Raw genomic sequence first — 20,682 nt, 5'->3', positions numbered from 1 at the left:
TAGAAAATACCTCTAAATATGGTAAAATAGTAGAAGAATAATGTGAGGAAAATGAATGTCAAATAGTTTTGAAATTTTGATGAATCAATTGGGGATGCCTGCTGAAATGAGACAGGCTCCTGCTTTAGCACAGGCCGATATTGAGCGAGTTGTGGTTCATAAAATTAGTAAGGTATGGGAGTTTCATTTCGTATTTTCTAATATTTTACCGATTGAAATCTTTTTAGAATTAAAGAAAGGTTTGAGCGAAGAATTTTCTAAGACAGGCAATAAAGCTGTTTTCGAAATTAAGGCTCGGTCTCAAGAATTTTCAAATCAGCTCTTGCAGTCCTACTATAGGGAGGCTTTCTCTGAAGGGCCATGTGCTAGTCAAGGTTTTAGGTCCCTTTACCAGAATCTGCAAGTTCGTGCTGAGGGCAATCAACTCTTTATTGAAGGCTCTGAGGCGATTGATAAGGAACATTTTAAGAAGAATCATCTTCCTAATTTAGCGAAACAACTTGAAAAGTTTGGCTTTCCAACTTTCAACTGTCAAGTAGAGAAAAATGATGTGCTGACCCAAGAGCAGGAAGAGGCCTTTCATGCTGAAAATGAGCAGATTGTTCAAGCGGCCAATGAGGAAGCGCTCCGTGCTATGGAGCAACTGGAACAGATGGCACCACCTCCAGCTGAAGAGAAACCAGCCTTTGATTTTCAGGCCAAAAAGGCTGCGGCTAAGCCAAAGCTAGATAAGGCGGAGATTACTCCTATGATCGAAGTGACGACTGAGGAAAATCGTCTGGTCTTTGAAGGGGTTGTTTTTGATGTGGAGCAAAAAGTGACCAGAACAGGGCGTGTTTTGATCAACTTTAAAATGACAGACTACACTTCCAGTTTTTCTATGCAAAAGTGGGTTAAGAACGAGGAAGAGGCTCAGAAATTTGATCTAATTAAGAAAAATTCTTGGCTCCGAGTTCGTGGGAATGTGGAGATGAATAACTTCACACGCGATTTGACTATGAACGTGCAGGATGTGCAGGAAGTTGTTCACTATGAGCGGAAGGATTTAATGCCAGAAGGAGAACGGCGGGTTGAGTTTCATGCTCATACTAACATGTCGACTATGGATGCTCTACCAGAGGTTGAAGAAATCGTTGCGACAGCTGCTAAGTGGGGACACAAAGCAGTTGCTATCACCGACAACGGGAATGTTCAATCCTTCCCACATGGCTATAAGGCGGCTAAGAAAGCGGGAATCCAGCTGATTTATGGAATGGAAGCCAATATCGTGGAGGACCGTGTCCCTATCGTCTACAACGAAGTGGAGATGGACTTGTCAGAAGCAACCTATGTGGTCTTTGACGTGGAAACGACGGGGCTTTCAGCCATCTATAATGATTTGATTCAGGTTGCGGCCTCTAAGATGTACAAGGGGAATGTTATTGCTGAATTTGATGAATTTATCAATCCTGGGCATCCCTTGTCAGCTTTTACTACTGAGTTGACCGGAATTACAGATGATCATGTAAAAAATGCTAAACCACTGGAACAAGTTTTGCAAGAATTCCAAGAATTCTGCAAGGATACAGTCTTAGTTGCCCATAATGCTACCTTTGACGTTGGCTTTATGAATGCCAATTATGAGCGTCATGGTTTGCCTAAGATTAGTCAACCAGTGATTGATACGCTTGAGTTTGCTAGAAACCTGTATCCTGAGTATAAACGTCATGGTTTGGGGCCTTTGACTAAGCGTTTTGGTGTGGCCTTAGAGCATCACCACATGGCCAACTACGATGCGGAAGCTACAGGTCGCCTGCTTTTCATCTTTATCAAAGAAGTAGCAGAAAAACATGGTGTGACCGATCTAGCTAGACTTAACATTGATTTGATTAGTCCAGATTCTTATAAAAAAGCTCGGATCAAGCATGCGACTATTTATGTCAAGAATCAAGTAGGACTAAAAAATATCTTTAAGCTGGTTTCTTTATCCAATACCAAGTACTTTGAAGGGGTGCCACGAATTCCGAGAACAGTTCTAGATTCTCATCGGGAAGGTTTGATTTTAGGTTCAGCTTGCTCTGAAGGTGAAGTTTTTGATGCAGTCGTTTCCCAAGGTGTGGATGCGGCGGTTGAGGTGGCCAAGTATTATGACTTTATTGAGATCATGCCACCAGCTATCTATGCGCCATTGATCGCCAAGGAGCAGGTCAAGGATATGGAAGAACTACAGACCATTATCAAAAGTTTGATAGAGGTCGGCGACCGTCTTGGCAAGCCCGTTTTGGCTACGGGAAATGTCCACTATATCGAACCAGAAGAAGAGATTTACCGTGAAATTATCGTCCGTAGTTTGGGACAGGGGGCGATGATTAACCGAACTATTGGTCATGGCGAACATGCCCAACCCGCTCCTCTTCCAAAAGCTCATTTTAGAACGACTAATGAAATGTTGGATGAATTTGCATTCTTGGGAGAGGAATTAGCTCGCAAATTGGTTATTGAAAACACCAATGCCTTGGCAGAAATCTTTGAACCCGTTGAGGTTGTTAAGGGTGACTTGTATACGCCTTTCATTGACAAGGCTGAAGAAACAGTTGCCGAGTTGACCTATAAGAAGGCCTTTGAGATTTATGGTAATCCGCTGCCAGATATCGTTGATTTGCGGATTGAAAAAGAACTAACCTCTATTCTGGGGAATGGATTTGCCGTGATTTATCTGGCTTCCCAGATGCTGGTGCAACGTTCCAATGAACGGGGCTACTTGGTTGGTTCTCGTGGGTCTGTTGGGTCCAGTTTTGTTGCGACCATGATTGGGATTACGGAGGTTAATCCTCTCTCTCCTCACTATGTCTGTGGTCAGTGTCAGTACAGTGAGTTTATCACAGATGGTTCGTACGGTTCAGGATTTGATATGCCCAATAAGGACTGTCCTAAATGTGGTCATAAACTCAGCAAAAATGGGCAGGATATTCCGTTCGAGACCTTCCTTGGATTTGATGGGGACAAGGTTCCCGATATTGATTTGAACTTCTCGGGAGAAGACCAGCCTAGTGCTCACTTGGATGTGCGTGATATCTTTGGTGAGGAATATGCCTTCCGTGCAGGAACGGTTGGTACGGTGGCTGCCAAGACTGCCTATGGTTTTGTCAAGGGCTATGAGAGAGATTATGGCAAGTTTTATCGTGATGCAGAGGTGGAACGTCTTGCCCAAGGTGCTGCCGGTGTCAAGCGGACAACAGGACAACACCCTGGGGGAATCGTTGTTATTCCTAACTACATGGATGTCTATGATTTTACGCCTGTCCAGTATCCAGCAGATGACGTGACAGCTGAATGGCAGACCACTCACTTTAACTTCCATGATATCGACGAGAACGTCCTCAAACTCGATGTACTGGGACATGATGATCCGACCATGATTCGGAAACTTCAGGACTTGTCTGGGATTGATCCTAATGAAATCCCTATGGATGACGAAGGCGTGATGGCCCTCTTTTCTGGGACTGATGTGCTAGGTGTGACTCCTGAACAAATCGGAACGCCGACGGGCATGCTGGGGATTCCTGAGTTTGGGACCAACTTTGTCCGAGGGATGGTCGATGAAACCCATCCGACGACTTTTGCAGAATTGCTTCAGTTGTCAGGGTTGTCTCACGGTACCGACGTTTGGCTGGGCAATGCCCAAGATTTGATTAAGCAAGGAATAGCGGACCTATCGACTGTTATCGGTTGTCGGGACGACATCATGGTTTACCTCATGCATGCTGGTCTCGAACCTAAGATGGCCTTTACCATCATGGAACGGGTACGTAAGGGATTGTGGCTCAAGATTTCCGAAGAGGAACGCAATGGCTACATTGAAGCCATGAAGGCTAATAAGGTGCCAGAGTGGTATATCGAGTCCTGTGGGAAAATTAAGTATATGTTCCCTAAGGCCCATGCGGCAGCCTACGTTATGATGGCCTTGCGTGTAGCTTACTTCAAGGTTCATCATCCCATTTATTATTACTGTGCTTACTTCTCAATCCGTGCTAAGGCTTTTGATATCAAGACCATGGGTGCGGGTTTGGATGCCATCAAACGCAGAATGGAAGAAATCTCTGAAAAACGGAAGAACAATGAGGCCTCTAATGTGGAGATTGACCTCTATACAACTCTTGAGATTGTCAATGAAATGTGGGAACGTGGTTTCAAGTTTGGGAAGTTAGACCTCTACCGTAGTGATTCGACTGAATTCATCATTGACGGAGATACACTGATTCCACCATTTGTAGCAATGGATGGTCTGGGAGAGAACGTTGCTAAGCAGTTGGTGCGAGCGCGTGAAGAGGGAGAATTCCTCTCTAAAACAGAACTACGCAAGCGTGGTGGACTCTCATCAACCTTGGTTGAAAAGATGGATGAAATGGGGATTCTGGGCAATATGCCAGAGGATAACCAGCTCAGTTTGTTTGATGAGTTGTTTTAAAAAAATTGTTTAATCATCTATCCAAAGAGGCTAATGTATATCCAATAGATTTACATTAGCCTTCTTTTTTGTTAAAATAGTCTATAGAAAGAGGGTGAGAGTATGTCAAAGACGAGTATGAGCATCCGTCTGGATAGTGAGGTGAAGGAGCAGGCCCAACAGGTGTTTAGTAATCTGGGAATGGATATGACAACAGCTATTAATATTTTCCTTCGTCAGGCTATTCAATATCAGGGATTACCTTTTGATGTTAGACTAGACGAAAATCGGAAGTTGCTTCAAGTGTTAACGGATTTAGACCAAAATCGTAATATGAGCCAATCCTTTGAATCAGTCTCTGACTTGATGGAGGATTTGCGTGCTTAAGATTCGTTATCATAAACAGTTTAAAAAAGATTTTAAGTTGGCTATGAAGCGTGGTTTGAAGGCAGAATTATTAGAAGAAGTTTTAAATTTTCTTGTTCAAGAAAAAGAACTTCCTGCTAGATATCGTGATCATCCATTGACGGCATCCAAACATTTTCAAGGAGTTCGTGAATGCCATATCCAGCCAGATTGGCTTTTGGTTTATAAAGTAGACAAGTCGGAATTGATTTTAAATTTGCTGAGGACAGGAAGTCATAGTGATTTGTTTTAATAAATTTTAAGGGGGTTCTCATGAAACTAAGAATTTTTGCGGAAGATAAGCCGGCTGAGAAGGTATTTGAATATCAATTGGAACTTGCTGATCAAACAATTCTTCTATCAACAGCACTATTGTCGGGCGCTATTGCTTTAGCAGGATTATTTTCTGCTTTGAAAGAAAAATAAAAATAGAAAAGAGAAAACAACATGGTTTTACCAAATTTTAAAGAAAATCTAGAAAAATATGCGAAATTGTTGGTTGCGAACGGAATTAACGTGCAACCTGGTCACACTTTGGCTCTCTCTATCGATGTGGAGCAACGTGAGTTGGCGCATCTAATCGTCAAAGAAGCTTATGCCTTGGGTGCGCATGAGGTTATCGTTCAGTGGACAGATGATGTTATTAACCGTGAGAAATTCCTCCATGCTCCGATGGAGCGTCTGGATAATGTGCCAGAATATAAGATTGCTGAGATGAACTATCTTTTGGAGAACAAGGCTAGCCGTCTTGGAGTTCGTTCATCTGATCCAGGTGCCTTGAACGGAGTGGATGCTGACAAGCTATCAGCTTCTGCTAAAGCTATGGGACTTGCTATGAAGCCAATGCGTATCGCAACTCAATCCAACAAGGTTAGCTGGACTGTGGCAGCCGCTGCTGGACTTGAGTGGGCTAAGAAAGTCTTTCCAAATGCTGCGAGCGACGAAGAAGCAGTCGATCTCCTTTGGGACCAAATCTTCAAAACTTGTCGTGTCTACGAAGCAGATCCTGTTAAGGCTTGGGAAGAGCATGCAGCTATCCTTAAGAGTAAGGCAGATATGCTTAATAAAGAACAATTTTCAGCCCTTCACTACACAGCGCCAGGGACAGATTTAACACTTGGTTTGCCGAAGAACCACGTTTGGGAATCAGCTGGGGCTATCAATGCACAGGGCGAAGGATTCTTGCCAAATATGCCGACAGAGGAAGTCTTCACAGCGCCTGACTTTCGTCGTGCAGATGGTTATGTCACTTCTACAAAACCGCTTAGCTATAACGGAAATATCATTGAAGGTATTAAGGTAACCTTTAAGGATGGACAAATCGTAGATATCACTGCTGAGAAGGGTGATCAGGTCATGAAAGACCTTGTCTTTGAAAATGCGGGTGCGCGTGCCTTAGGTGAATGTGCCTTGGTGCCAGATCCAAGCCCAATTTCTCAGTCAGGCATTACCTTCTTTAACACCCTTTTCGATGAAAATGCATCAAACCACTTGGCTATCGGTGCAGCCTATGCGACTAGCGTAGTTGGTGGAGCAGAGATGAGTGAAGAAGAGCTTGAAGCTGCAGGGCTTAACCGTTCAGATGTTCACGTGGACTTTATGATTGGGTCTAGTCAAATGGATATCGATGGTATCCGTGAGGATGGAACGCGAGTACCTCTTTTCCGTAATGGGAATTGGGCAAATTAAGGAGATAATATGTTAGGAAGTATGTTCGTTGGTCTCCTAGTGGGATTTTTAGCAGGTACTCTGACCAATCGTGGAGAACGAATGGGATGTTTTGGAAAAATGTTTCTAGGCTGGATTGGTGCCTTTATAGGCCATTTGCTTTTTGGGACTTGGGGACCGATAATAGCAGGAACTGCCATTATTCCGGCAGTACTAGGTTCCATGATTGTCTTAGCGATTTTCTGGAGACGAGGAAGTTAATTTCTTAAATCTGATACTCAATGAAAATCACAGAGCAAACTACGAAACTAGCCGCAGGTTGCTCAAAGCACTGTTTTGAGGTTGTAGATATAACTGACGAAGTCAGCTCAAAACACTGTTTTGAGGTTGCAGATAGAACTGACGAAGTCAGTAACATATATACTGCAAGGCGACGTTGACGCGGTTTGAAGAGATTTTTGAAGAGTATGAAATGAAAAGGAGGTTGGTCATTGAGACAGCCTCCTTTTGATATGATATAATAGTTCTATGAGATTAGATAAATTTTTAGTTGCCTGTGCTGTGGGAAGTCGGACTGAGGTCAAAAACTTGCTCAAGGCTGGGCGCGTGACGGTAAATAGTAAAAAAGAAAAATCAGCTAAATTGCAGATTGATGAAGAAAGAGATGAGATTCGCTTTGATGGGCAAGTGTTGGAGTATGAAGAGTTTGTCTACTACATGATGAACAAGCCCAAAGGAGTTATCTCAGCGACTGAGGATCCTAAGCACAGAACAGTTCTGGACTTGCTGGATGTTATTGCTCAGAGCAAGGAAGTTTTCCCAGTAGGGCGCTTGGATATTGACACGCATGGTCTTTTACTCTTGACCAATAATGGTCAGCTGGCTCATGCTCTTCTTTCGCCCAAGCGTCATGTGGACAAGACCTATTTGGCTCAGGTCAAGGGAATTATGGCCCAAGAAGATGTGGAGATATTTGCCAAGGGCATTCCGCTCAAAGACTTTACCTGTCAACCCGCTAGACTGGAGATTCTTTCCACAGATGCAGAAAAGAATCAGAGTCAAATCCGTGTGACTATTGCAGAAGGGAAGTTTCATCAGGTCAAGCGTATGGTGGCCTACTGTGGCAAGGAAGTGGTGGATTTGCAACGTTTGACTATGGGAACTCTAGTATTGGATGAGAACATGCAGCGAGGAGAATGGCGTCGCTTGACCAAGGAAGAATTAGAAGTTCTCCTTGCAAGTATTGCTTAGTTTGGTTTATATTCGAAAAAGGTGAGGGAGAAAGTCCTTGCCTTTTATGTTTTTCAGTTGCTTCCTTTGTGAAAAGAGTTATAATAGACTGTAGAATAAAAGGAGGAATCTATGAACGCGATTCAAGAATCATTTACTGATAAACTATTTGCCAATTATGAAGCAAATGTAAAATACCAAGCGATTGAAAATGCTGCTAGCCACAACGGAATTTTTGCAGCCCTAGAACGTCGCCAAAGCCATGTAGACAACACCCCTGTTTTCTCATTGGATTTGACCAAGGACAAGGTTACTAACCAGAAAGCATCTGGTCGTTGCTGGATGTTTGCGGCTCTCAACACCTTCCGCCACAAACTCATTTCACAATATAAATTGGAAAATTTTGAGTTGTCACAGGCCCACACCTTCTTCTGGGACAAGTATGAGAAATCCAACTGGTTCTTGGAGCAAGTCATTGCGACTGCAGACCAAGATTTGACGAGCCGTAAGGTTAAATTCCTACTCCAAACTCCACAACAAGATGGCGGTCAATGGGATATGGTTGTTTCTCTCTTTGAGAAATATGGTGTCGTTCCTAAGTCTGTTTATCCAGAGTCTGTTTCATCTAGCAGCAGTCGTGAGCTAAATGCCATTCTCAACAAATTGCTTCGTCAAGATGCTCAAATCTTGCGTGACTTGCTTGCTTCTGGCGCAGACCAAGCGACTGTTCAAGCTAAGAAAGAAGATCTTTTGCAAGAAATTTTTAACTTCCTTGCTATGTCATTGGGTCTTCCACCACGTACATTTGACTTTGCTTATCGCGATAAGGATAACAACTACCAAAGTGAAAAGGGCATTACACCACAAGAGTTTTACAAGAAATATGTTAATCTTCCACTAGAAGACTACGTTTCTGTTATCAATGCTCCAACTGCTGACAAGCCTTACGGCCAATCTTACACAGTTGAGATGTTAGGAAATGTGGTTGGTAGCCGTGCGGTTCGTTACATCAACGTGCCGATGGAGCGCTTGAAAGAGTTGGCAATTGCTCAAATGCAAGCAGGTGAGACTGTTTGGTTTGGTTCTGATGTCGGCCAGCTCAGCAACCGTAAGGCTGGAATCCTTGCGACAGATGTTTATGACTTTGAATCAAGCATGGACATTAAACTCACTCAAGACAAGGCTGGACGTCTGGACTACAGTGAAAGCTTGATGACCCACGCCATGGTCTTGACAGGTGTTGATTTGGACGAAAATGGCAAGTCAACCAAGTGGAAGGTTGAAAACTCATGGGGAGACAAGGTCGGTACAGATGGTTACTTTGTTGCCTCAGACGCTTGGATGGACGAATACACATACCAAATCGTTGTCCGTAAAGAATTGCTGACAGCAGCAGAACAAGCTGCCTATGAAGCAGAACCAATTGTACTCGCACCATGGGATCCAATGGGTGCCTTAGCCGAATAAAAGTATAGAAAAAAGGAATCAGATTTTAGAACCTGATTCCTTTTAAGTTGCTTGATTACATGATGTGAAGAACATGTGCCACAATACCCACTGCGAAGAGTGCAAGGATAATAGTGATTGGAGATACTTTTTTCTTAAGCAAGTACATGCAAAGGAGAGTAAGGAGTAGTCCTGATAGTCCAGGGATCAACATATCCAAGTTTTGTTGGAAAGTAGTAACTTTTTCAGGTGTTTGAGACAATCCTTGTCCTACTTGTGCGAATGCTTCTTGAATACCTTTAGATCCTTCTGGCAATTTATCCCAATGGATATAAGCCTTTTCATCTAGTTGAACTTTGGCAACATCGAAAGCAAATTTAATATTTACCCAACGTTGAACAAGGACAGCAAGAATGAACATACCAAGGATAGAAGCTCCTTTAGTGATGTCTTGAAGGATACCGCCAGACATATCTTTAGTGATTTCTGATCCAGCCTTGTATCCAATCTCTTGTGTATACCACAAGAATGACATACGAATCAAGTTCCAAAGAACGAAGAAGAGGATTGGACCTAAGATATTACCAGTAAGGGCAAGTGAAGCACCGAGTGATCCAAGGATTGGGCGTACTGTAAACCAGAATACTGGGTCACCGATACCAGCAAGAGGTCCCATCATACCGATTTTAACCCCTTGGATAGCAGCGTCATCAATTTCAACACCGTTAGCACGTTCTTCTTCAAGTGCAAGAGTAACCCCCATGATTGGAGCGGCTACGTATGGGTGAGTGTTGAAGAACTCAAGATGGCGTTCAAGAGCAGCGATTTGATCTTCTTTTTTAGTGTAGAGTTTTTTAAGAGCTGGAATTAATGAGTAAGCCCAACCCAAGTTTTGCATACGTTCATAGTTCCAAGAACCTTGTAAGAAAGTTGAACGCCACCAAACTTTTTTACGATCTGATTTAGTTAATTGAAGTTTTTCAGTCATGATGTTTTCAGTCCTTTCTTATCTTAGTAGTCTTCTAGGATATCGCCGATTGGGTCGTTAGAAGTTGCGGCTCCTCCGCCACCATTTCCACCAGTTTTAGAAAGGTGAAGGTAGATAAGAGCGATAGCAACACCGATAGCACCAAATCCGATTAGAGTAATATCTGACACGGCAGCAAGCACGAAACCGATAGCGAAGAATGGCCATACTTCACGAGTTGCCATCATGTTGATAACCATAGCGTAACCAACGGCAACGACCATACCACCACCGATAGCCATACCATCTTTAAGCCAATCAGGCATAGCATTTAGAATGCTTTGTACGGTTTCAGTTGGTACCATTAGAAGGAGTGCTGCAGGGACTGCAATACGAAGACCTTGAAGAAGAAGTGCGACAAAGTGAGCACGTTCAACTGCTTTGAAGTCACCTTTTTTAGCAGAAGCATCAGCAGTGTGAACCAATCCGACAGAGAGTGTACGGACAATCATAGTCAAGAATAGACCAGCAACTGCAAGAGGGATAGCAACTGCTTGGGCAACACCGATACCTGTCTTAGTAAAGTCGCCACCAAGAACCATGATAATGGCAGCAGCAACAGAAGCAAGAGCAGCGTCAGGAGCTACGGCAGCTCCGATGTTAGCCCAACCAAGGGCGATCATTTGAAGAGAACCACCAAGGATGATCCCTGCTTCAAGGTTACCAGTAACAAGACCGATAAGGGTACAAGCTACGATTGGTTGATGGAATTGGAACTGGTCGAGGATACCTTCAAGACCTGCTAGGAAGGCTACAACGACTACTAAAACCATAGAAATAATAGACATCTTTAAAATCCTTTCATAAAATCGATTATTGCACGTTTGCTTTGTTGATCAAGTCAAACAAATCTTTTTTGGTGTCGTTTGGTACTTTACGTACATCAAATTCAACACCAAGGTCACGCATTTTTTCAAATGTAGCAACGTCTTCTTTATCCATAGACAAAACGTTGTTAACCATTGTTTTACCAGTTGAGTGAGCCATTGATCCTACGTTAAGGGTCTTGATTGGCACGCCACCTTCGATAGCACGAAGGGCATCTTGAGGTGTTTCAAACAAGATAAGGGCATGTGTTTCTCCGAAGCGAGGATCTTTTGCAACGTCGATTAGTTTTTGGATAGGAACAACGTTTGCTTTCACTTTACCTGGAGCTGCCTGTTTAATCAATTCTTTACGTAATTCGTCTTTAGCTACGTTATCTGAAGCAACGATGATACGGTCTGCTTTTGAATCTGGAGTCCAAGCAGTTGCAACCTGACCGTGAAGTAAACGAGTGTCTAGACGGGCAAGGTTGATTTTGAGTTTACCGTCTCCGATGACAGTTCCTTCTGGAATAGCAGCTTGGGCAACTGGAGCAGCTGCAGCGCTTGCTACTTCCTCAACTGGGTTTAGCTCTTCTGGAAGAGCTTTGATGCCATCTTTGGCTTCTTTAATAATATTCGCAGCGACTTTTTCTACACCTGCAGCAGCGTCCATCAGGCGCTCTGTGTAGGCTTGAATTAACATCGGTAAGTTAAGTCCTGTGATGATGGCAAACTTACGCTCAGGATTTTCTCCCATCACGCGACTAGCTTGGTTGAATGGAGATCCACTCCAAAGGTCAGCCAAAACTAGAACCTCATCTTCTGCGTCAAATGCAGCAACAGCGTTATTAAACTTAGCGTATAAATCATCAGGACCTTCATTTGGCATAAAGGTTACAACTTGAACCTTTTCTTGTTCACCAAAGATCATAGATCCTGACTGATGAATACCAGCAGCAAATTCGCCGTGGCTCGCAATAATGATTCCGATACTCATTATTGTCATTCCTCCTTTTTGTTGTTTCAGTTTTCTTTTAAGAAAACTTTAAGACTTTTTAAGTATAAACCGTTTTCATCTAAAAATCAACTATTTATCATAAAATAATTAAAAAGATTACATCTGAAAATATTGATATATTGAGTTTTAGAGAAGTTTTTTTGAATCCTTATTAAAAAATTTAATATAAAAAAGTTGGAAGCGCATTCCAACTTTTAAAATAGGTTTTTATTAGATTAGTGGGTGAAGTCGAGTACCATACGTCCTTGGATTTGACCTTTTTCCATTTCGTCGAAAATAGCTACGGCATCTTCGACTGGGCGTTTTTGAACAACTGGAACTACCAAACCTTCTGCACCGAATTGGAAGGCTTCTTCCAAGTCTTTACGAGTTCCAACAAGAGAACCGATGACTTGGATTCCATCTAGAACGGTTTTTACGATACTTAGTTCCATCATTTCAGAAGGAAGACCAACAGCGACTACGCGACCACCGGCACGAACTGAGTCAACAGCCTGATTGAAGGCAACTTTAGATACAGCAGTTACGACAGCTGAATGAGCTCCACCATCAGTTTTTTCCTTGATGAGTCCAGGTACATCATCAACTTCTAGGCCGTTAATAACGATATCAGCACCGACCTCTTTTGCAAGGGCAAGTTTGTCGTTATTGATATCAACTGCGATGACATGAGCATTGAATACTTTTTTAGCGTATTGAACAGCTAGGTTACCAAGTCCACCAGCACCGTAAAGAACAACCCATTGGCCTGGTTCAACTTTGGCTTCTTTAATAGCTTTATAGGTTGTTACACCAGCACATGTGATAGAAGAAGCTTGGGCTGGATCAAGTCCGTCAGGAACTTTGACAGCATAGTCTGCAGTTACAATACATTGTTCAGCCATACCACCATCTACTGAGTAGCCAGCATTTTTCACTGTACGGCAAAGAGTTTCACGGCCAGTAGTACAGTATTCGCAAGTGCCACATCCTTCAAAGAACCAAGCAACGCTGACGCGGTCACCGACTTTAAGGCTTTTTACATCTGGGGCAATTTCTTTAACGATACCAACACCTTCGTGACCTAGGACACGTCCTGGTACCTGACCGAAGTCGCCATGGGCAACGTGGAGGTCAGTGTGGCAAACACCACAGTATTCAATTTCTACAAGTGCTTCCCCAGTTTCAAGTGGACGGAGTACTTTTTCTTCAACAGCAACACCAGTGCTTTCTGGATTTACAACAACAGCTTTCATAGCTATCCTCCTTGATATTGGCCGAGAACAGGGACAACGGGACTGGATTGATTTTGTGTCAACAGAGTCGAGTGTGACGAGCTCTCTTGTATTTATATGTGAATTATATCACAAAAGAAAGCCTTTTCCAAGGTCTTGGAGGCAAAAAGTAGAATAATCGATTAACCGGTTGATAAGACTGTGAAAAAAGCACAAAGACCAGCTTGAAAGCTGGTCAGTATGGACTATAAGAATAAGTCTTGCAGGGTTTTGGCAACCCCATCTTGGTCATTGGTTAGGGCGATTTGCTCATCCGCGTAAGGGAGCAGCTCTGGATTGGCATTTTTCATTGCATAACCTTTACTAGCAAAAGCTAGCATTTCGGTATCATTGTGTTCATCTCCAAAGGCAATCAAATCCTTTTTATCACGATTCATTACTTTGAGCAAGTAGTCCAAAGCAAAAGCCTTATTGACTCCTTTTGGGGTACATTCAAGGATATTGAGAGGTCCACCCCAGGTATTGATAGACAGTTGATGTTGGTAGAAGGCGTTCATTTCTTTTGCCAAGGCATATTTGTCACTGGCTCTGGTCTGCAGCAGAATACAGTTAGGATCCTTGGTTACCAACTCAGGCTGGAATTGATCTTCAGGCTGGAAGGCTTCTACACCAAATAGTTTAGGATTGGCAATTTCTTCATTGGGATTTGTAATGTAGAATTTTTTACGATATTCTCCAGCGATAAAATCAGCTTGAATGTCCTCTGAACGTTGAACCATATCGAGCAGATATTTTTTGTCTACGGTCAAACACTTTTCAAAGTCCCAAGCTTGGTCTGGTAAATGAGTAAGGGAGCCGTTGAAATTAATCATAGGAGTGTCTAAGCCTAATTCACGGTAGAAATCTTTTGACATGCGGTAAGGGCGACCTGTCGTAATAATAACCTGATGCCCTTTTTCAGTAACTTTTTTAATAGTTTCTTTGGTAAAGTCAGAAATCTGACTGTCTGAGTTGAGCAGGGTTCCATCTAGGTCAACTGCAATAATTTTTTTCGTCATATAAACCTTTCTAGTGTCTTTCCAGATAAGATGTCTACTATTATAACAAAAAGCAGGCAGAAAAGCAGATTCGAAACCAAAAAAGAAATTTCATCAAATTCTTAAATAAATCAAACAAAGATATTGAAAAAGTGAATGATAAATGATATAATCCTATTATTGTTCGTAAAAATTAAAAGGAGATTGATAATGGACAAATTATTTAAACTAAAAGAGAACGGTACAGACGTTCGTACAGAGGTTCTCGCTGGTTTAACAACTTTCTTTGCAATGAGCTATATTCTCTTTGTAAACCCACAAATTCTTTCGCAAACAGGAATGCCTGCTCAGGGTGTGTTTCTCGCAACGATTATTGGTGCAGTAGCAGGTACCTTGATGATGGCTTTCTACGCTAACTTACCTTATGCCCAAGCACCAGGTATGGGTCTTAACGCCTTCTTTACCTTCACAGTCGTATTTGGACTTGGTTATTCTTGGCAAGAAGCCTTGGCTATGGTCTTCATCTGTGGAATTATCTCATTGATTATTACCTTGACAAATGTTCGTAAAATGATCATTGAATCGATTCCAAACGCCCTTCGTTCAGCTATTTCAGCTGGTATCGGTGTCTTTCTTGCCTACGTGGGGATTAAGAATGCTGGACTTTTGAAATTCTCTATCGATCCAGGAAATTACACGGTTGCAGGAGAAGGGGCTGATAAAGCTCAAGCAGCGATTACAGCAAATGCTTCAGCAGTTCCAGGCTTGGTCAGCTTTAATAATCCAGCTGTTTTGGTGGCTCTTGCAGGACTTGCTATCACAATCTTCTTTGTTATCAAAGGGATTAAAGGGGGAATTATCCTCTCTATCTTGACAACAACTGTTCTTGCTATCGCAGTTGGTTTGGTAGATTTGTCTAGTATCGATTTTGCTAATAACCATGTTGGTGCAGCTTTTGAAGACTTGAAGACAGTCTTTGGTGCAGCTCTTGGTTCAGAAGGTTTGGGAGCTTTGATTTCAGATACAGCTCGCTTACCTGAAACTCTTATGGCAATTCTTGCCTTCTCGTTGACAGATATTTTTGACACAATTGGTACCTTGATCGGTACGGGTGAAAAAGTTGGTATCGTAGCGACAAACGGTGAAAATCATCAATCAGCTAAGTTGGACAAGGCTCTTTATTCAGACTTGATTGGTACTTCAATTGGTGCCATCGCTGGTACTTCAAACGTAACGACTTATGTTGAGTCTGCTGCTGGTATTGGTGCAGGTGGACGTACAGGTTTGACAGCCTTGGTTGTGGCAATCTGTTTTGCAATCTCAAGCTTCTTTAGCCCACTTCTAGCTATCGTACCAACAGCTGCTACAGCTCCAATCTTGATTATCGTTGGAATTATGATGTTGGCTAGCTTGAAAAATATCCATTGGGATGATATGGCTGAAGCGGTTCCTGCCTTCTTCACATCTATCTTTATGGGATTCAGCTACTCTATCACTCAAGGGATTGCAGTTGGTTTCTTGACTTACACTTTGACTAAGCTTGTCAAAGGTCAAGCTAAAGATGTTCATGTCATGATTTGGATTTTGGATGCCTTGTTTATCCTTAACTATATCAGCATGGCCTTATAATAGGATAACCCAGGGGGATTTTCCCCCTTTTTTAATACAAAGGAGATAGGTGATGAAAGAGAAAAATATGTGGAAAGAATTATTGAATCGTGCAGGTTGGCTGTTAATCTTTTTTCTGGCGACAATTTTATATCAGATTCCTATAGGGGTTACTGCTATTTTAACTTTAAATGCAGTACCACTGTTGCAGTCAGGACTGATAGTTTCTGGTATTTCGATTGTGATTCTGGTGCTGTTTATTATTGGAGCTCGTAAAACGCAGTTAGCAAGTTTTAATTTTTCTTTTTTTAGAGCGAAGGATTTGGCACGTTTGGGATTAAGTTATTTAGTCATTATCTGTTCAAATATACTTGGTTCCATTTTATTGCAACTATCAAATGAGACGACAACAGGGAATCAGTCTCAGATTAACGACATGGTTCAGAATAGTTCTCTGATTTCCAGTTTCTTCTTGTTGGCCTTGCTTGCTCCAATTTGTGAGGAAATCTTGTGCCGTGGGATTGTTCCTAAAAAGATTTTCCGAGGAAAAGAGAACTTGGGATTTATAGTCGGTACGATTGTGTTTGCTTTATTGCATCAACCAAGTAATTTACCTTCTTTATTGATTTATGGAGGTATGTCGATCGTTCTGTCTTGGACGGCTTACAAGACCCAACGTTTGGAAATGTCTATCTTACTTCACATGATTGTGAATGGGGTTGCTTTCTGTTTGCTGGCTCTCGTGGTGATTTTGAGTCGGACATTAGGGATTTCTGTTTAAGATTTTTGACAATTGCTTACTTGTTTCTACTGGGAAAAAGATGAATGCAATCGTGTCCATCTTTTTCTTTTTATGGTAAAATAGAGAAATGATATGATGAAAAGCCTTGAGGGAGTGACCGATATGTCAAGTAAAGCCAATCATGCAAAGACAGCTATTTGCGGAATTATCAATGTAACCCCAGACTCCTTTTCGGACGGTGGTCAATTTTTTGCTCTTGAGCAAGCACTCCAGCAGGCTCGTAAATTGATAGCAGAAGGTGCTAGTATGCTAGATATCGGCGGAGAATCGACTCGGCCGGGAAGCAGCTATGTTGAGATAGAAGAGGAAATCCAGCGTGTTGTTCCAGTGATCAAAGCGATTCGCAAGGAAAGTGATGTCCTTATCTCTATTGATACTTGGAAGAGTCAGGTAGCAGAGGCTGCTTTGGCTGCTGGTGCCAATCTAGTCAATGATATCACTGGTTTCATGGGTGATGAAAAAATGGCCCATGTGGTTGCAAATGCTGGAGCGAAAGTAGTCATTATGTTTAATCCAGTCATGGCGCGACCTCAGCACCCTAGCTCGCTTATATTTCCTCATTTTGGTTTTGGACAAGCTTTTACAGAGGAAGAGTTAGCTGACTTTGAAACATTGCCAATCGAAGACTTGATGGAGGCTTTCTTTGACAGAGCCTTAGCGAGAGCGAATCAAGCTGGAATCGCACAAGAAAATATCCTGTTGGATCCAGGAATTGGCTTTGGTCTGACCAAGAAAGAAAATCTGCTTCTTTTACGGGACCTAGATAAACTACATCAGAAAGGCTATCCAATCTTTCTCGGAGTATCGCGCAAGCGATTTATTATCAATATTCTTGAAGAAAATGGCTTCGAAGTCGATCCTGAGACAGAGCTTGGTTTCCGCAATCGAGATACGGCTTCGGCTCATGTAACTAGTATTGCTACAAGACAGGGTGTAGAAGTGGTGCGCGTGCATGACGTGGCTAGTCACAGGATGGCAGTTGAAATTGCATCAGCCATCCGATTGGCTGAAGATGCGGAAAATCTAGATTTAAAACAATATAAATAAGATGAAAGAATTCGAAAACAATCAGTGGATTGCCCACTATCGGACGGATCAACCGCATTTTGGCTTGGAACGAATGGTGGAACTGTTAGCTTTGCGTGGCAATCCCCATCTCAAACTCAGGGTCATCCATGTCGGAGGGACCAATGGCAAGGGTTCGACCATTGCTTTTTTGAAAAATATGCTAGAAAAGATGGAGCTGAGAGTTGGTGTTTTCAGCTCGCCCTATCTCATTCATTATACAGACCAGATTAGCATCAATGGGGAATCTATCCCAGAAGCTAGGCTAGAAGCCTTCATGGCAGACTATCAGTCTTTGCTGGAGGGGGGAGCAGCCGCTAGTTTACAGGGCACAACCGAGTTTGAGATTATCACAGCCATAGCCTATGACTACTTTGCTTCAGAACAAGTAGATGTGGCTATTATGGAAGTCGGCATGGGTGGTCTTTTAGATAGTACCAATGTCTGTCAGCCCATTTTGACAGGAATTACGACTATTGGATTGGACCATGTAGCCCTACTTGGTGACACCTTGGAAGCTATAGCAGAGCAGAAAGCTGGTATTATCAAACAAGGTATTCCCTTGGTGACAGGTCGTATCGCTCTAGAAGCGCTGGCTGTGATTGACCGCATTGCGGAAGGGAAAGATGCGACGAGACTTGCCTATGGGAAAGATTATCAAGTCAGTCACCAAGAGAGTGTGGTAACGGGTGAAGTCTTTGACTATACAAGTGCTGTCAGACAAGGTCGCTTCCAGACTGGCCTGCTTGGTTTGCACCAGATAGAGAATGCTGGGATGGCCATAGCTTTACTTGATACTTTTTGTCAAGAAGAGGGTCGAGAGTTACCAGCTAATACTTTGCTTGCTCAAGCCTTGGAAGAAACAAGTTGGCCAGGGCGTTTGGAAATCGTGTCAAGAGATCCCTTGCTGATTTTGGATGGAGCCCACAATCCTCATGCCATAAAGGCTTTAGTAGCAACCTTGCAAGAACGCTTTGCGGATTATCGTAAGGAAATCCTCTTTACCTGTATCAAAACCAAGGCCTTGGAGGATATGTTGGACTTGCTGGGGACAATACCAGATACCGAGCTTACTCTGACACATTTTGACGATAGTCGGGCGACTGATGAAAACGTGCTGAAAGAGGCAGCTAAGTCTAGAAATCTCAGCTACCAGGGGTGGCAGGATTTTCTAGAGCAGAAATTGACAGATAAAAAAGAAGAGAAAAAAACAGTTAGGATTGTCACGGGTTCCTTGTATTTCTTGAGCCAAGTGAGAGCCTATCTGATGGAGAGGAAGAACGAGAATGGATACACAAAAAATTGAAGCAGCTGTAAAAATGATTATCGAGGCTGTAGGAGAGGACGCTAACCGCGAGGGTTTGCAGGAAACGCCTGCTCGTGTAGCCCGTATGTACCAAGAGATTTTTTCAGGTCTTGGTCAAACAGCGGAGGAACATTTGTCAAAATCCTTTGAGATTATTGATGACAACATGGTAGTAGAAAAGGATATCTTTTTCCACACTATGTGTGAACATCACTTTCTGCCATTTTATGGTAGAGCGCACATTGCCTACATTCCAGATGGTCGTGTGGCAGGTTTGTCTAAGCTAGCCCGTACGGTTGAAGTTTATTCTAAGAAACCACAAATTCAAGAACGTTTGAATATCGAAGTGGCCGATGCCTTGATGGAATATCTGGGTGCTAAGGGAGCCTTTGTTGTTATTGAGGCGGAACATATGTGTATGAGTATGCGTGGTGTCAGAAAACCAGGAACTGCAACCTTGACGACAGTAGCTCGTGGTCTATTTGAAACAGATAAGGACCTCCGAGATCAGGCTTATCGTTTAATGGGACTATAATACTCTTCGAAAATCAAATTCAAACCACGTCAGCTTCCATCTGCAACCTCAAAACAGTGTTTTGAGCAGCCTGCGGCTAGCTTCCTAGTTTGCACTTTGATTTTTATTGAGTATAAAAAGAATCCGCTTGAAGCGGATTTTTCTAGAAAGGACTAGTTATGGATCAATTGCAGATTAAAGATTTGGAAATTTTTGCCTACCATGGTCTGTTCCCTAGTGAGAAAGAGTTGGGGCAGAAGTTTGTCGTTTCAGCCATCCTATCCTATGATATGACCAAGGCGGCTACAGACTTGGATTTAACAGCCTCTGTCCATTACGGAGAATTGTGCCAGCAGTGGACGGCATGGTTTCAGGAAACGAGTGAAGATTTAATTGAAACGGTAGCTTATAAACTGGTAGAACGTACTTTTGAGGCTTATCCTCTTGTCCAAGAAATGAAGTTGGAACTGAAAAAACCTTGGGCGCCAGTGCATTTGCCACTAGATACTTGCTCGGTAACCATTCATCGCCGCAAGCAACGAGCCTTTATCGCCCTAGGAAGCAATATGGGAGATAAACAAGCAAACTTGAAACAAGCCATTGAGAAAATGCGAAATCGAGGTATCCATATTCTCAAAGAGTCCAGTGTCTTGACGACGGAGCCTTGGGGGGGGGTGGAGCAAGATAGCTTTGCTAATCAAGTGGTTGAGGTTGAAACCTGGTTGCCCGCTCCAGTTCTATTAGAGACCTTGTTAGCCATTGAGTCAGAGATGGGACGGGTGAGAGAAGTGCATTGGGGACCTCGTTTGATTGATTTGGACTTGCTCTTTGTGGAGGACCAGGTCATTTATACAGACGACCTCATCTTGCCTCATCCTTACATAGCGGAACGCCTTTTTGTCCTTGAATCTCTTCAAGAAATTGCGCCTCATTTTATCCATCCGACATTAAAGCAACCGATCCGTAACTTGTATAATGCTTTGAAACAATAGAAAAAACTCTAGTTTTCAGTCGCTTGTAACTGAAGGCTAGAGTTTTTATACTCTTCGAAAATCCAATTCAAACCACGTCAGCGTCGCCTTACCGTACTCAAGTACAGCTTGCGGCTAG

General features: G+C 42.7%; 19 protein-coding genes. 14 read left to right on the top strand and 5 right to left on the bottom strand.

Features of this window, described 5'->3' with window-relative positions; all coding sequences use genetic code 11:
- Positions 1 to 55 precede the first annotated feature (55 nt).
- From ADG81_RS05970 to pepC, 8 genes are all read left to right on the top strand, one after another.
- Positions 56 to 4,447 (top strand): PolC-type DNA polymerase III, encoded by a 4,392-nt coding sequence (locus ADG81_RS05970; RefSeq protein ID WP_049551203.1) that lies wholly within the window; start codon positions 56 to 58, stop codon positions 4,445 to 4,447.
- A gap of 102 nt (positions 4,448 to 4,549) precedes the next feature.
- Entirely contained in the window at positions 4,550 to 4,813 is a 264-nt protein-coding gene (locus tag ADG81_RS05965; RefSeq protein ID WP_049551202.1) for a type II toxin-antitoxin system RelB/DinJ family antitoxin, read from the top strand.
- A complete protein-coding gene (locus ADG81_RS05960) occupies positions 4,806 to 5,084 on the top strand; it encodes a type II toxin-antitoxin system YafQ family toxin (protein WP_049551201.1) in 279 nt (92 codons plus the stop codon). The genes ADG81_RS05965 and ADG81_RS05960 overlap by 8 nt, the downstream gene beginning before the upstream one ends.
- Positions 5,085 to 5,104: 20 nt before the next feature.
- Positions 5,105 to 5,257, top strand: coding sequence for a hypothetical protein (locus tag ADG81_RS09920; protein WP_000776626.1), 153 nt, complete (start codon positions 5,105 to 5,107; stop codon positions 5,255 to 5,257).
- A 21-nt stretch (positions 5,258 to 5,278) separates the two neighbouring features.
- On the top strand, positions 5,279 to 6,520 hold the full coding sequence (locus tag ADG81_RS05950; RefSeq protein WP_049551200.1) for an aminopeptidase: 1,242 nt from the start codon (positions 5,279 to 5,281) through the stop codon (positions 6,518 to 6,520).
- A 9-nt stretch (positions 6,521 to 6,529) separates the two neighbouring features.
- Positions 6,530 to 6,760 carry a GlsB/YeaQ/YmgE family stress response membrane protein gene (locus ADG81_RS05945; RefSeq protein ID WP_000901572.1) on the top strand — a complete coding sequence of 77 codons (231 nt, stop codon included), beginning with the start codon at positions 6,530 to 6,532 and terminating at the stop codon, positions 6,758 to 6,760.
- 267 nt (positions 6,761 to 7,027) lie between these two features.
- Positions 7,028 to 7,750 (top strand): pseudouridine synthase, encoded by a 723-nt coding sequence (locus ADG81_RS05940; RefSeq protein ID WP_049551199.1) that lies wholly within the window; start codon positions 7,028 to 7,030, stop codon positions 7,748 to 7,750.
- Between the two features lie 111 nt (positions 7,751 to 7,861).
- On the top strand, positions 7,862 to 9,196 hold the full coding sequence (pepC, locus tag ADG81_RS05930; protein WP_020903069.1) for an aminopeptidase C: 1,335 nt from the start codon (positions 7,862 to 7,864) through the stop codon (positions 9,194 to 9,196).
- A gap of 55 nt (positions 9,197 to 9,251) precedes the next feature.
- On the opposite strand, the gene ADG81_RS05925 is transcribed toward pepC, so the two are convergent.
- The 5 genes from ADG81_RS05925 to ADG81_RS05905 form a co-directional block, all read right to left on the bottom strand.
- A complete protein-coding gene (locus ADG81_RS05925) occupies positions 9,252 to 10,163 on the bottom strand; it encodes a PTS system mannose/fructose/sorbose family transporter subunit IID (protein ID WP_000136864.1) in 912 nt (303 codons plus the stop codon).
- Between the two features lie 23 nt (positions 10,164 to 10,186).
- Complete coding sequence (locus ADG81_RS05920) at positions 10,187 to 10,990, bottom strand: PTS mannose/fructose/sorbose transporter subunit IIC (RefSeq protein ID WP_000022716.1); 804 nt, start codon at positions 10,988 to 10,990, stop codon at positions 10,187 to 10,189.
- A gap of 25 nt (positions 10,991 to 11,015) precedes the next feature.
- Positions 11,016 to 12,005 (bottom strand): PTS sugar transporter subunit IIB, encoded by a 990-nt coding sequence (locus tag ADG81_RS05915; protein WP_000021970.1) that lies wholly within the window; start codon positions 12,003 to 12,005, stop codon positions 11,016 to 11,018.
- 236 nt (positions 12,006 to 12,241) lie between these two features.
- Positions 12,242 to 13,261, bottom strand: a complete 1,020-nt coding sequence (adhP, locus tag ADG81_RS05910; RefSeq protein ID WP_000649182.1) for an alcohol dehydrogenase AdhP — start codon at positions 13,259 to 13,261, stop codon at positions 12,242 to 12,244.
- A 224-nt stretch (positions 13,262 to 13,485) separates the two neighbouring features.
- Positions 13,486 to 14,298 carry a Cof-type HAD-IIB family hydrolase gene (locus ADG81_RS05905; RefSeq protein WP_049551197.1) on the bottom strand — a complete coding sequence of 271 codons (813 nt, stop codon included), beginning with the start codon at positions 14,296 to 14,298 and terminating at the stop codon, positions 13,486 to 13,488.
- 189 nt (positions 14,299 to 14,487) lie between these two features.
- On the opposite strand from ADG81_RS05905, the gene ADG81_RS05900 reads away from it, so the two are divergent.
- From ADG81_RS05900 to folK, 6 genes are all read left to right on the top strand, one after another.
- Positions 14,488 to 15,906 carry an NCS2 family permease gene (locus tag ADG81_RS05900; RefSeq protein ID WP_049551196.1) on the top strand — a complete coding sequence of 473 codons (1,419 nt, stop codon included), beginning with the start codon at positions 14,488 to 14,490 and terminating at the stop codon, positions 15,904 to 15,906.
- A gap of 52 nt (positions 15,907 to 15,958) precedes the next feature.
- On the top strand, positions 15,959 to 16,666 hold the full coding sequence (locus ADG81_RS05895; RefSeq protein WP_049551195.1) for a CPBP family intramembrane glutamic endopeptidase: 708 nt from the start codon (positions 15,959 to 15,961) through the stop codon (positions 16,664 to 16,666).
- Between the two features lie 93 nt (positions 16,667 to 16,759).
- Positions 16,760 to 17,734, top strand: a complete 975-nt coding sequence (folP, locus tag ADG81_RS05890; RefSeq protein ID WP_049551194.1) for a dihydropteroate synthase — start codon at positions 16,760 to 16,762, stop codon at positions 17,732 to 17,734.
- Position 17,735: 1 nt separating this feature from the next.
- The gene (locus tag ADG81_RS05885; RefSeq protein WP_049551193.1) at positions 17,736 to 19,058 is read left to right on the top strand and encodes a bifunctional folylpolyglutamate synthase/dihydrofolate synthase; all 1,323 of its coding nucleotides are present in this window, start codon (positions 17,736 to 17,738) and stop codon (positions 19,056 to 19,058) included.
- Complete coding sequence (folE, locus tag ADG81_RS05880) at positions 19,039 to 19,593, top strand: GTP cyclohydrolase I FolE (RefSeq protein WP_000380917.1); 555 nt, start codon at positions 19,039 to 19,041, stop codon at positions 19,591 to 19,593. Before ADG81_RS05885 ends, folE begins: the two co-directional genes overlap by 20 nt.
- Positions 19,594 to 19,751: 158 nt before the next feature.
- Positions 19,752 to 20,564, top strand: a complete 813-nt coding sequence (gene folK / locus ADG81_RS05875) for a 2-amino-4-hydroxy-6-hydroxymethyldihydropteridine diphosphokinase (RefSeq protein ID WP_049551192.1) — start codon at positions 19,752 to 19,754, stop codon at positions 20,562 to 20,564.
- Positions 20,565 to 20,682 lie beyond the last annotated feature (118 nt).

This window comes from Streptococcus pseudopneumoniae, assembly GCF_001070815.1.
GTDB lineage: Bacteria > Bacillota > Bacilli > Lactobacillales > Streptococcaceae > Streptococcus > Streptococcus pseudopneumoniae_P.
Note: the sequence above shows the minus strand (reverse complement) of the source record. Positions and strands in the feature narration are given on the sequence as shown.